The following is an 11,316-nucleotide window of genomic DNA, read 5'->3' as shown; positions in this document are numbered from 1 at the left end:
GGGGCCGAAGGATTTCCGTAGCGGCGTGTCCGAGGGTGTCGGGCATGAGTCAAGTGACAGTCGTGGGAATGGGCCCGATGGGCTCGAAGATGGCCGAGACGTTCCTGGCCGCCGGACACGAGGTGGCGGTCTGGAACCGTACGGCGAGCAGGACGGCACCGCTGGTCGCCCAGGGCGCCAGGCAGGCGGCGAGCGCGGCGGACGGCGAGCTGCTGGTGGTCAGCCAAATCAGCTACCAGGCGATGTACGACAGCTTCGGCGACGCCAGGCTGGACGGGAAGGTGGTGGTCAACCTCAGCTCCGACACTCCGGAGGCGCTGCGCCGAGCGGCCCGGTGGGTGGAGGAGCGCGGCGGCACGCTGATCACGGCGGGCATCATGGTGCCGCCGCCGGGGATCGGACAGCCGGGCGCGTACACCTTCTACAGCGGCCCCAAGGACGTCCTCGACCGGCACGCCGGGACGCTGGAGGCGCTGAGCGAGGTCACCTACGTCGGGGCGGACCGGGCGCTGGCGATGATGTACTACCAGGCCCAGCTCCTGATCTTCTGGTCGAGCCTGACCAGCTTCATGCACGCCATGGCGATGCTGCGCACGGCGGGGACCGCGCCGGCGGAGTTCCTGCCGTTCGCCCGGGACCTGTTCACCCAGCTGGGCGGCGACGGACCCATGGGGTACGCCAAGATCCTGGCCGAGGAGTTCGCGGCCGGGAAGTATCCGGGCGAGCTGAACTCCCTGCACATGCAGGCCGTCGGCATCGGCCACGCCGTGGAGGCGCTGGCCGACGCCGGGCTGGAGACCACGGTCCCGGGCGCGCTCAAGGCGTTGTTCGAGCGCGCCGACGCCGAGGGCCGGGGCCACGAAGGGCTCGGCACCGTGATCGAGTCGATCAGAAAGCCCTAGTGGTTCGCGAGGAAGGCGAGCAGGTCCTGGCGGGTGATCATGCCCGAGGGCTTGCCGTCTTCCAGCACAACGGCCGCATCGGCCTTCTCCAGCGCTTCGACCGCACGGGCCACAGGTTCACCACTGCCGATCATGGGTAGTGGCGCCGACATGTGATCACCGATCTGGTCGTCGGAGGAGAGTCTGCCGTGGTAGAGGGCTTCGAGGAGGTCGCGTTCGACGATGGAGCCGACCACCTCGGCCGCCATGACCGGCGGCTCCTCCTTCATCACCGGGAGCTGGGACACCGAGTATTCCCGCATGATCGAGATGGCCGTGCCCACCGACTCGTGCGGATGCGCGTGCACGAACTCCGGCAGCCCCGCTCCCTTCCGCGCCAGCACGTCGGCGACCAGCCCCTCCTCGGACGACGTGGTCAGGAAGCCGTAGTCGGCCATCCAGTCGTCGTTGAAGATCTTGGACAGGTAGCCGCGCCCGCCGTCGGGAAGCAGCACGACGATCACGTCGTCGGGCGCGGCCGTGGCCGCCACCCGCAGCGCCGCCACGACCGCCATCCCGCAGGAGCCGCCGACCAGCAGCCCCTCCTCGCGGGCGAGCCTGCGGGTCATGGTGAAGGAGTCCTTGTCGGACACCGCGATGATCTCGTCGCAGATCTTGGTGTCGTACGTGGCGGGCCAGATGTCCTCGCCCACCCCTTCCACCAGGTACGGCCGGCCGGTGCCGCCGGAGTAGACCGAGCCCTCCGGGTCGGCTCCGATGATCTTCACGCGGCCGCCGGAGACCTCCTTGAGATAGCGGCCGGTGCCGCTGATGGTGCCGCCGGTGCCGATGCCCGCGACGAAGTGGGTGATCCGGCCCTCGGTCTGCTCCCAGATCTCCGGACCCGTCGAGTGGTAGTGGGAGTCGGGGTTGTTGACGTTGGAGTACTGGTCGGGCTTCCAGGCGTTCGGCACCTCGCGGGCCAGCCGGTCGGAGACCGAGTAGTACGAGTCGGGATGGTCGGGCGAGACGGCGGTCGGGCAGACCACGACCTCGGCCCCATAGGCCCGCAGGACCGAGATCTTGTCCTGGGCCACCTTGTCCGGCACCACGAACAGGCACCGGTAACCCTTCTGCTGGGCCACGATCGCCAGGCCCACCCCCGTGTTGCCGGAGGTCGGCTCGACGATCACGCCTCCCGGACGCAGCGCGCCGGACGCCTCCGCGGCCTCGATCATCCGTACGGCGATGCGGTCCTTGACCGAGCCGCCCGGGTTGAAGTACTCGACCTTGGCCAGCACCTGTGCGGACAACCCCGCGTTGACTTTGTGCAGCCGGACGAGCGGAGTGTTCCCCATGAGATCAACCAGGGAATCGTAAACGCGCACCGCGGTGTTCACCTTCTTTACCGAAGCTTGGTCAGCTTGCCAGTGGCCGAGATCCAGTGGGGGTGGCCGGCACTCGGCTAGTTTTCAAGCAAACGCTACCGCTGAGTTCGACTAGGAGGGCACGTACGGTGGTCTGGCCAGCTGGTATGGCGCGCGCGGCACGCAAGATCGCCACGGCCGCGGCGCTCGGAGGTGGCGGGCTTACGGCCCTCGGCGCGACGGCGTACGGGCTGCTGGTCGCCGAAGGGCTGCTCGCGCGCCGGGCCATCGGGCAGCCGCACGGCCTGGACGGGCCGCCTTCCGACGGCACGTACGGCGACTTTCCCGGCGAGCCGCTCAAGATCGCCATGCTCGGCGACTCCACGTCGGTCGGGCTCGGCATGACCGACCCCACGCAGACCCCCGGCGCGCTGCTCGCGCACGGCCTGGCCTCGGTCGCCGAACGCCCGGTACACCTGCTCGTCGTCGGCAAGTCGGGCTCGCCCTCGTCCGAGCTGGGCGACCAGGTGGACAAGGCCCTGGCCATGGAGACCGACATCGCGGTGATCTTCGTGGGGGCCAACGACATCATCACGCAGACGCCGCCCGCCGTCGCCGTACGCCATCTGGCCAAAGCCGTGCGGCGGTTGCGGGACGCGGGGGTTGAGGTGGTCGTGGGCACCTGTCCCGACCTCGGCACGGTGCGGCCGATCGGGCAGCCGCTGCGCTGGGTGGCGCGGCGGTGGAGCCGCCAGCTCGCCGCGGCGCAGACGGTGGCGGTGGTGGACGCGGGCGGCCGTACGGTGGCGTTCGCCGACCTCCTGGGCCCCGAGTTCGCAACAAATCCGGCAGAAATGTTCGGACCGGATCGTTTCCATCCATCTGCCCGAGGTTACGCGCAGGCCGCTTACGCGGTGCTACCGTCAGTGTGCGCTGCGTTGGGGCTGTGGCCTGAGCCGCGCCCCGCACGCGGCGAAGCACTACAACCGATCTACCTTGCGGCGGCTACGGCCGCGGAGGAGCCCGGCACCGAGGTCACCGCGACCCGGGTCGACGGACGGGCGACGGGCCTGCACGGAAAGTGGGCGACGTTGTTCCGCCGACGGCTCGGCGAGACGTTCAACGACGCCCGGCGTCTGACGTCCCGGCTCGGCGAGACGCTCGACGACGCCTGACGTCCCCCGTCAAGGCCCGCCGAGTGCCAGTGTCGGTTACTCTGCGCGCCCGCGTCGCCACTCCTCGTCCCCTTTGGAGTGGATTGCCCGTGCAGCGACCCCTCTGGAAACCGACCGTAGCCCTCGCCGGAACCCTCGTCGGAGTCCTCTCCGCGGCCGCCTGCTCCGGCAGCGACGCGGCCACCACCCCGAACTTCCCGACCTGGCAGAACACCCAGGTCAACGCCGTCAGCCGGATGGCGGTGGCGGGCGGGGTCGTCGCCGCCACCTCCATGAAGCCCGACGGCTCGCTGGAGACCGTCGCCGTCGGCCTGCGGGACGGCAAGCGGCTGTGGTCCTACCCGGCCACGATCGCCGGCCGCCTGCCCGGCATGGGCGTCTCGGCCCCGGCGGTCGTCGAGACGTCCCCGGGCCAGGGCGTGGTCGTCGCGCTCGACCCGGCCAAGAGCGGCCACTGGAACGCCACGCTCATCGCCCGCGACGCCCGCTCGGGGGCGCAGAAGTGGAGCAGGCCGGTGCACTCGACGTTCGGGCCGCAGCGGTGCGGGCCGTACGTCTGCGTGTCGGAGCACACGGCCCTGGCCAAGGCCCGCATGGTGGTGCTCGATCCGGCCACCGGGAAGACCCTGTGGAAGCTGCCGGGGATCTCCGAGGTGGAGTGGTCGGACCCGAGCCGGGTCCTGCTGCTCAGGCTGGCCGCCAGCCCCATGATCGAGTCGTACGAGCTCAAGACCGGCAAGCTGCAGTGGCAGCAGCCGATCGAGCAGGCGCTCGGCCCGGGGATCGACATGTCGGGCGGGTGGGCGTTCGGGGCGACCGGCGACAATCTGGTCGGCTACGTCGCCCCCTACACGAACCCCCAGACGAAGAAGGTCTCCGCCTTCGGCCTCTTCTCCGTCAAGATCGCCAACGGGACGATCAACTGGATGCGGCCCTCGGTCGTACGCGTCTATCCGAGCGGCAGCCCCGGCTACGCCCCCGTCGTACGCCCCGTCGACCGCCAGGGGGCCTACGGCGGCTTCGCCCGGCTGGACTCGGAGAGCGGCCGGGTGGTCGGGCAGGTCACCGCGGCCGACGTGCCCGGGTCCGGCTGGTGGCTGGCCTTCCCCGACCGGATGGACAAGCTGGGCTTCCTCAAGCACGACGCCAAGGGCACGGCGTTCGACCTGGTCTCGGGCAAGCCGGTGCCGGTGGAGGAGCAGCACGGCTGGTCCTTCTGCGTCACCGACCCCAAGCCGCTGCCGCTGCGCGGGCAGGCGCCGGGCTTCTACTCGACGGCCGCCGTCTGCGAGTACGACCTCGCCACCGGCAAGCAGGTCAAGGGCCCGGTCGTGCCGCCTCCCTGGTTCACCGGCAGCCAGGACGGGTGGCGGCTGTGGCGCGACGAGAAGGGTGCCATCCACGCCATCAACGACCAAACCTCCACCGCACCCGGCATGTACGGATAGGACCGGAATATAGTTCTATCTGTAGCACCCGACAAAGGAGGGGCCATGCCCGAGGCAGTCATCGTCGCGACCGCGCGTTCCCCGATCGGCCGGGCCTTCAAGGGCTCGCTCCAGGAGATCCGCCCCGACGACCTGACCGTGCAGATGATCCAGGCGGCGCTGGCCAAGGTGCCCCAGCTCGATCCCTCGTCGATCGACGACATCATGCTGGGGTGCGGGCTGCCCGGGGGCGAGCAGGGGTTCAACATGGCCCGGGTGGTGTCGGTGATGCTCGGGCTGGACAACGTGCCCGGCACGACCGTGACGCGCTACTGCTCCTCGTCGCTGCAGACCACGCGGATGGCCTTCCACGCGATCAAGGCGGGCGAGGGGGACGTGTTCGTGTCGGCCGGGGTGGAGACCGTGTCCCGGTTCACGAAGGGCAACTCCGACTCGCTGCCCGACACGCACAACCCCGTCTTCCTGGACGCCCTGGCGCGTACCAAGTCCTTCGCCGAGGGCGGGAAGGTGTGGCACGACCCGCGCGAGGACGGCGTCGTCCCTGACATCTACATCGCGATGGGGCAGACCGCCGAGAACCTCGCCCAGCTCAAGGGGGTCACCCGCCAGGAGCAGGACGAGTTCGGGGTGCGCTCGCAGAACCTGGCCGAGAAGGCGCTGGCCGACGGGTTCTGGGCCAAGGACATCACGCCGGTGACGCTGCCGGACGGGACGGTGGTGGAGAAGGACGACGGGCCTCGGGCGGGGACGACGTACGAGAAGGTCTCCACCCTCCAACCGGTCTTCCGGCCCGACGGGACCGTGACCGCCGGCAACTGCTGCCCGCTGAACGACGGGGCGGCGGCCGTGATCGTGATGAGCGACGTCAAGGCCGCCGAGCTCGGGATCACGCCGCTGGCCCGGATCGTCTCGACCGGGGTCACCGGGCTGTCCCCGGAGATCATGGGGCTGGGGCCGGTGGAGGCCTCGAAGCAGGCGCTCTCGCGGGCGGGGATGGCGATCGAGGACGTCGACCTCGTGGAGATCAACGAGGCGTTCGCCGCCCAGGTGATCCCGTCCTACCGGGATCTGGGGATCCCGCTGGACCGGCTCAACGTCAACGGCGGGGCGATCGCGGTGGGGCACCCGTTCGGGATGACGGGGGCGCGGATCACGTCCACGCTGATCAACAGCCTGCAGCACCACGACAAGAGCATCGGGCTCGAGACGATGTGCGTGGGCGGCGGCCAGGGCATGGCCATGATCCTCGAACGCCTCTGACCACTTCCCATCCATTCTTTACGCGCTGCCCGGGCAACCACCCGCCGTACTCCGGCTGACGGAGCGGCGAGCCTGGGGCGGAGAACGGCAGCTTGCGTGACCAGCGGAGCCCCGTGCGAGCGCGACCATGAGCAGGGCCCTCCAGGAAACGGCCTCTGACCCTTCACCGGCTGAGCGCCGCTACGCGAGCCCATGGTTGCCCGGTTACGTTCCCCCGCCTTGCCCACCGCCCGTCTTACGCCGAGCACCACCGCACCCCGCTCCGCCGACCGGGTGCCCGATCGGCCGCGTCCCCGTCGCCGGGGAGATGGTCAGCCGTGGGTGTCCGGGCCGGCGTGGTGGGGGGTGATGCGGAGGAGGACGCGGCGTTCGCGGGTCATGGCGGCGCGGTAGTCGTCCCAGTCCGGGTGCTCGCCGGAGATGTCGCGATAGTACGAGACCAAGCCCTCCATGGCGTCCGGGAGCGACTGGATGTCGGCCGTCCCGTCCACCTGGATCCATTCGCCGTAGAAGCCGTCCGTGAAGACGCACAGCGAGACGTGCGGGTCGCGGCGGGCGTTGCGGACCTTGGCGGCCGTTTCGCGGGTGCTGACGATGACCTGGCCGCCCGAGACGCCGGCGGTCACCGGGGACATCTGCGGGCGCCCGTCGCGATGCTTGGTGAGCAGGACGGCGCGGTGGTGGGTGCGGAGGAAGGCGAGTGCCTTGTCGAGGTCCATCTCCTCATGATGACGCCCATGAGGACGCGCCCGCGCCTGGGGCACGGGCGCGAGGATGGATGGGCTTAGATGAAGCCCATGCGGTTACGGCGGTGCCGCTCGTGTTCGTGCACGATCGCGGCGGCGTAGCCGTGGGATAGCCCGTGCTCGTCGGCAAGCCAGTTGGCCCGCTCGTCACACCTCAGGAAAGCCGGGCCGTTGTCGATGGCTTGGAACCACTCTGGGAGTTCGCGCCCCGTTATGGACGGGACTCTTGCGATCAGCTTCGTCTGCGTCTCCGGTGAGTGGTTCAAGGACATGGGCACCTCCGCGAATAAGGGTCCTTTGCTCGACCCTGCAACACCAGCGTCCGAATGGCAAGCCCCCAACCAGGCATCATTTTGTGACGGCACGTAGATTTTCGGTCACACAAGGAGAGGGCCCCGCCTGAACGGCGGAGCCCTCGGGGGTGACGCAGGCGTTAACGATCAGTCACTACTGGTGAAATAGCTGACGAACCGCAGCACCTCGAGGTAGATCCAGACCAGGCTCAGCGTCAGACCGAACGCGCACTGCCAGGCGAACTTCTCCGGCGCCCCCTCCCGCACGCCCTGCTCGATCGAGTCGAAGTCGAGCAGCAGGAAGAAGCAGCCGATCAGGATCATGACGATGCTGAACGCCCAGCCGATCGGGCTGTCGGTGCGCAGGCCGAGGCCGCCGTCGACGAAGAAGCCGAGGATCAGGTTGACGAGCAGCAGCCCGAGCGCCGCGATGCCGGCCGCGAGGCCGAACTTCACGAGCTTGGGTGTGACCCGGATGATCCGCAACGAGTAGACCGTCAGCACCGCGCCGAACGCGAACGCCGTGCCGAGCACGGCCTGCAGCACGATGCCGCTGATCATGCCCTCGAAGACGGAGCTGATCTTGCCCAGGAACACGCCCTCGAAGACGGCGTACCCCAGGATGAGCGCCGGGTTGGTGCTCTGCGTGAACGAGGCGATCAGCCCGAGGATCAGCGCGACGACCGCGGCGCCGATGGCGACCCCTGGCGGGACGTTGAGGACCCAGGCCGCGGCGGCGGCCGCGACGAGAGCCCCAAGGGTGAGAAACCCGCGCACGACGACGTCGTCTAGCGTCATGGTGCGGTACGCGGGCCGAGTGGGTTGCGCGTACGACGGCGCGTCGTACATGTTCTGCAGCTGGTCGGGGCTCGGGGACGGTCCGGCCCAGCCCGCGGACTGCTGCCGCGACCTGCTGAAAACGGGGTTCTTGCTCTCCATCGCTGCCTCCTGTGACGCCGAGCCTACGGGGCGCGGCGACACCTTGGTCAACTGACGTGTTAGATCGATGTTCATTCGGGACTTCGGCAGCTTCCCAACGAACATGACCGGCCGAGAGTTCCCAAGGTCATCGAGCTCGTCCTTCAAGATCATCCGCAGCCCCGGGCCCAGGGCCTCGGCACGTCCTATTTACTGTGCGTCCACGAGAAAAGACCGGCAGTAATGGCGTAGTCAAGCATTCACAGAAAGAAACGTTCGGGAGAAGCCGGGAGAGGCAGAAAGACAGCCCGTTGTCAATATGCCGAAGGCGAAAAGTAAACGACGCCCACCTGAGCTTACTCGGCCGCTCCACGTCGGCCTCAACCGGTCCGGCGTCGGCGCCCACAGGCCCTTCCAGCAGGGGCGAAGCGCCCGGAGGCGGCGCGACACCGTAACAACTCGACATCGGCCGCAACAGGCCCGTCCGACGATCGCGGTAAACCTCCAGGTCAGGAACCCAAAGGCGATGAAGACGGCAAGTGCCCCCGGCGGGATTCGAACCCGCACGTCAACCCTTTTAAGGGGTTTGCCTCTGCCATTGGGCTACGGGGGCGCCGCAATCATACGAAACAGACCATGGTTAAGAGGAGCACAACTTCGCATCAGGCGTCACAACTGTGAAGTCTGCGGTGAAGTGAGAGGGCTCCAGGCACTCTGTCCAAGAAGAGTAGACCGTCCAGATGGTCCAGTTGGTGCTGAATGCAGCGGGCTTCGAAGGCGTCCGCTTCGATGGTGACGGGCTCCCCCGTACCTGGCAAATGCCCACGTACGGTGATACGGGTGGCGCGGAGGACATCTGCCGTGAGTCCCGTGATGGACGTGCAGCCCTCGCGCCCCGGGTCCCAGTGGGACGCTCTGGCGAGGCGTGGATTGGCCAGAACGAGCTCTCCGGCCCACGAACGGCTCCTGGGGTGGAGCCCGGCGTCAAAGGCGATCAGGCGCCAGCTCAGGCCGATCTGGGGGGCGGCCAGCCCGGTCGTGGCGGTCTCCCGGCGGAGGGTGGCCAGGAGATCGGCGGCGGCGGCCACGATCTCGGGAGCGGTGGGGTCGACCGGTTCGGCGGCGGCGGACAGCAGCGGGTGCGGGGCGCCGAGGACCTCGCGCGGGATTCCCACGCGGCCGCCGAGCACATCACTGCCGCCGGGCGCCCTCCAAGGCTCGCCGCCCCATCCGTTCATCTGTCCTCCTGCCCGTTCACAGCAGGTCCGGTTCGACGGGGCGGAAGGTGATCTCCGAGTCGAGTCCGGCGCCGACGGCCGCCAGCCTGCGCATGAGCGCCGCCACGTCCACCTCCTTCGGTAGCTCGACGTCCGCGATCAGAACGTAGAGACGGCCGGTGAGCCTGGTGCTCATCCCGGTGATGTTGCCTCGGTCAGCGGCGAGCACGGCGCTGATGGCCGAGATGATCCCGGGCCGGTCGGGCCCGTGCACGGTCAGTACGTAACCGAGACCGCCGCCCTCCTCGCAGAAGTGCCGCTGGGCCTCGATGGCGGAGGCGGTCACCACGAGATCGGGCGCGCACAGACGCTTCAGCAGCTCGGCCGAGTCCAGATCGCCCGACACCAGCAGCATCATCGCCACGTGACCGCCGAGCAACGTCATCGTCGAGTCCTGGATGTTCGCTCCGCAATCGGCGAGCGAACCGGTGACCGCGGCGATCACGCCGGGCCGGTCGACGCCGAGCACGGTCACCGCTGAGAGCCCCATCCGTGCTACCCCTTCCGCTTGCGACCAGGGGTGCCGAATACGCCCCGGCGAGGTTCGCCGGGGCGCTTGCCGTTCCTGGGCTAGCGACGGGTCGTCGCGACTGCGGCCCTGAAGTCCTCACGTGGGTGCTCCATCTCACCCAGCGAGATCGTCTCGCGCTTGAAGAACAGGGCCAGGGTCCAGTCGACGACGACACGGACCTTGCGGTTCAGCGTCGGCACCCGCGACAGATGGTAGGTCCGGTGCATGAACCACGCAGGGAATCCGCGAAGCTTGACGCCATAGACATTGGCGACGCCCTGATGCAGGCCCAAACCGGCAACCGATCCGACATACTTGTGGCGGTATTCGACCAGTTGCTGGCCACGCAGGTGGCGGACGATGTTGTCGGCCAGCACCTTGGCCTGGCGGACGGCGTGCTGGGCGTTCGGGGCGCAGTACTGGCCGGGGTTCGTGACGTCGGGCACCCCCGCGGCGTCTCCCGCCGCGAAGGCGTCGTTCGTGCCGGCGATGGTGAGCATGGCGGTGCACTTGATCCGGCCGCGCTCGTCGAGCGGCAGGCCGCTGTCGTTGACCACGGGGCTGGGCTTGACGCCCGCGGTCCACACGAGGGTCTCCGCGTCGAACTCCGAGCCGTCCGAGAGGATCACGTGCCCGTCGGTGCAGGACTCCAGGCGGGTCTCGAGCTTGACGTCGATGCCGCGCTCGCGCAGCTGCTCCAGGGTCCACTTGCCCATCTCGGGGCCGACCTCGGGCAGCACCCGGTTCGAGGCCTCCACGAGCACCCAGCGGAGGTCCGACGGCTTGATGTTGCGGTAGTAGCGCGTCGAGTCCTTGGCCATGTCCTCGAGCTCCGCGAGCGCCTCGACGCCTGCGAACCCGGCGCCGACCACGACGAACGTGAGCGCCTTGCGCCGCACCTCCGGGTCGTCGGTCGACTCGGCCACGTCGAGCAGGTGCAGCACGCGGTTGCGCAGGGCGATGGCCTCGCCCACGGCCTTGAAGCCGATGCCGATGTCGGTGAGGCCGGGGATGGGCAGCGTGCGCGAGATCGATCCGGCGGCCATCACGATCACGTCGTAGGCCACCTGGCGCGGCGCGCCCTCGGGCGGCTGGAACGTGACGGTGCGCTCGGCGTGGTCGACCTCGGTGACCCTGCCGTTGAGGATCCGCACCTTGGGCAGGATCCGCCGCAGCGGCGCCACCACGTGCCGGGGCGAGAGGTTACCCGCCGCCGCCTCAGGCAAGAAGGGCTGGTAGGTCATGTAGGACTGGGGGTCGATGATCGTGATGCGTGCCTCGCCGCCGCGCAGCTCCCGCTGGAGTCTGCGCTGCAGCCGAAGCGCTGTGTACAGGCCGACGTATCCACCGCCGACGATCAAGATGTGCTTGTTCATCCTGAGGCCCCATCCCTCGTGGAGTGCTTGTGAAAGCATTCACAAGCTTACGTCAAGCGCACTC

11 protein-coding genes and 1 tRNA gene are annotated in these 11,316 nt (G+C 68.9%); 4 read left to right on the top strand and 8 right to left on the bottom strand.

Translation table 11 applies throughout. The features are described 5' to 3' along the window. Positions 1-44: 44 nt before the first annotated feature. Entirely contained in the window at positions 45-902 is an 858-nt protein-coding gene (locus ACWDRB_RS12735) for an NAD(P)-dependent oxidoreductase (protein WP_355197387.1), read from the top strand. Here the strand turns inward: ACWDRB_RS12735 and ACWDRB_RS12730 are convergent. Continuing rightward, complete coding sequence (locus ACWDRB_RS12730; RefSeq protein WP_449893354.1) at positions 899-2,269, bottom strand: cystathionine beta-synthase; 1,371 nt, start codon at positions 2,267-2,269, stop codon at positions 899-901. The genes ACWDRB_RS12735 and ACWDRB_RS12730 overlap by 4 nt on opposite strands. 146 nt (positions 2,270-2,415) lie before the next feature. Between ACWDRB_RS12730 and ACWDRB_RS12725 the strand changes: the two genes are divergently transcribed. The 3 genes from ACWDRB_RS12725 to ACWDRB_RS12715 all read left to right on the top strand — a co-directional run bounded on the left by ACWDRB_RS12725 (position 2,416) and on the right by ACWDRB_RS12715 (position 6,131). Further along, positions 2,416-3,423, top strand: coding sequence for an SGNH/GDSL hydrolase family protein (locus tag ACWDRB_RS12725; protein ID WP_449893352.1), 1,008 nt, complete (start codon positions 2,416-2,418; stop codon positions 3,421-3,423). 89 nt (positions 3,424-3,512) lie between these two features. Next, positions 3,513-4,871, top strand: coding sequence for an outer membrane protein assembly factor BamB family protein (locus tag ACWDRB_RS12720; RefSeq protein ID WP_449893350.1), 1,359 nt, complete (start codon positions 3,513-3,515; stop codon positions 4,869-4,871). A 45-nt stretch (positions 4,872-4,916) separates the two neighbouring features. Further along, complete coding sequence (locus ACWDRB_RS12715; protein WP_350725764.1) at positions 4,917-6,131, top strand: acetyl-CoA C-acetyltransferase; 1,215 nt, start codon at positions 4,917-4,919, stop codon at positions 6,129-6,131. 311 nt (positions 6,132-6,442) lie between these two features. Here the strand turns inward: ACWDRB_RS12715 and ACWDRB_RS12710 are convergent, their stop codons facing one another. The 7 genes from ACWDRB_RS12710 to ACWDRB_RS12680 form a co-directional block, all read right to left on the bottom strand. Further along, on the bottom strand, positions 6,443-6,850 hold the full coding sequence (locus tag ACWDRB_RS12710) for a PPOX class F420-dependent oxidoreductase (protein WP_363970710.1): 408 nt from the start codon (positions 6,848-6,850) through the stop codon (positions 6,443-6,445). A 65-nt stretch (positions 6,851-6,915) separates the two neighbouring features. Then, the gene (locus ACWDRB_RS12705) at positions 6,916-7,149 is read right to left on the bottom strand and encodes a DUF4287 domain-containing protein (protein WP_185068609.1); all 234 of its coding nucleotides are present in this window, start codon (positions 7,147-7,149) and stop codon (positions 6,916-6,918) included. Positions 7,150-7,317: 168 nt separating this feature from the next. Then, positions 7,318-8,109 carry a Bax inhibitor-1/YccA family protein gene (locus tag ACWDRB_RS12700; RefSeq protein ID WP_449893345.1) on the bottom strand — a complete coding sequence of 264 codons (792 nt, stop codon included), beginning with the start codon at positions 8,107-8,109 and terminating at the stop codon, positions 7,318-7,320. A gap of 519 nt (positions 8,110-8,628) precedes the next feature. Then, positions 8,629-8,701: transfer RNA gene (locus ACWDRB_RS12695), tRNA-Leu, on the bottom strand. 49 nt (positions 8,702-8,750) lie between these two features. Beyond that, a complete protein-coding gene (locus ACWDRB_RS12690) occupies positions 8,751-9,326 on the bottom strand; it encodes a peptide deformylase (RefSeq protein WP_449893343.1) in 576 nt (191 codons plus the stop codon). 16 nt (positions 9,327-9,342) lie between these two features. Then, entirely contained in the window at positions 9,343-9,855 is a 513-nt protein-coding gene (locus tag ACWDRB_RS12685) for a glycine cleavage system protein R (protein ID WP_350725772.1), read from the bottom strand. Positions 9,856-9,935: 80 nt separating this feature from the next. Beyond that, complete coding sequence (locus ACWDRB_RS12680) at positions 9,936-11,252, bottom strand: NAD(P)/FAD-dependent oxidoreductase (RefSeq protein ID WP_355197395.1); 1,317 nt, start codon at positions 11,250-11,252, stop codon at positions 9,936-9,938. Between the last annotated feature and the right edge of the window lie 64 nt (positions 11,253-11,316).

The organism is Nonomuraea sp. NPDC003707, from assembly GCF_053587055.1.
The sequence above is the reverse complement of the archived record's forward strand: the minus strand, read 5'-3'. Positions and strand labels throughout refer to the sequence as shown.

Excerpts from the sequence above, each read along its gene's own strand:
- ACWDRB_RS12725 (WP_449893352.1), top strand. The coding sequence starts at position 2,416 with ATGGCGCGCGCGGCACGCAAGATCGCCACGGCCGCGGCGCTCGGAGGT.
- ACWDRB_RS12685 (WP_350725772.1), bottom strand. The coding sequence starts at position 9,855 with ATGGGGCTCTCAGCGGTGACCGTGCTCGGCGTCGACCGGCCCGGCGTG.
- ACWDRB_RS12680 (WP_355197395.1), bottom strand. The coding sequence starts at position 11,252 with ATGAACAAGCACATCTTGATCGTCGGCGGTGGATACGTCGGCCTGTAC.
- ACWDRB_RS12690 (WP_449893343.1), bottom strand. The coding sequence starts at position 9,326 with ATGAACGGATGGGGCGGCGAGCCTTGGAGGGCGCCCGGCGGCAGTGAT.
- ACWDRB_RS12700 (WP_449893345.1), bottom strand. The coding sequence starts at position 8,109 with ATGGAGAGCAAGAACCCCGTTTTCAGCAGGTCGCGGCAGCAGTCCGCG.
- ACWDRB_RS12735 (WP_355197387.1), top strand. The coding sequence starts at position 45 with ATGAGTCAAGTGACAGTCGTGGGAATGGGCCCGATGGGCTCGAAGATG.
- ACWDRB_RS12705 (WP_185068609.1), bottom strand. The coding sequence starts at position 7,149 with ATGTCCTTGAACCACTCACCGGAGACGCAGACGAAGCTGATCGCAAGA.
- ACWDRB_RS12710 (WP_363970710.1), bottom strand. The coding sequence starts at position 6,850 with ATGGACCTCGACAAGGCACTCGCCTTCCTCCGCACCCACCACCGCGCC.
- ACWDRB_RS12715 (WP_350725764.1), top strand. The coding sequence starts at position 4,917 with ATGCCCGAGGCAGTCATCGTCGCGACCGCGCGTTCCCCGATCGGCCGG.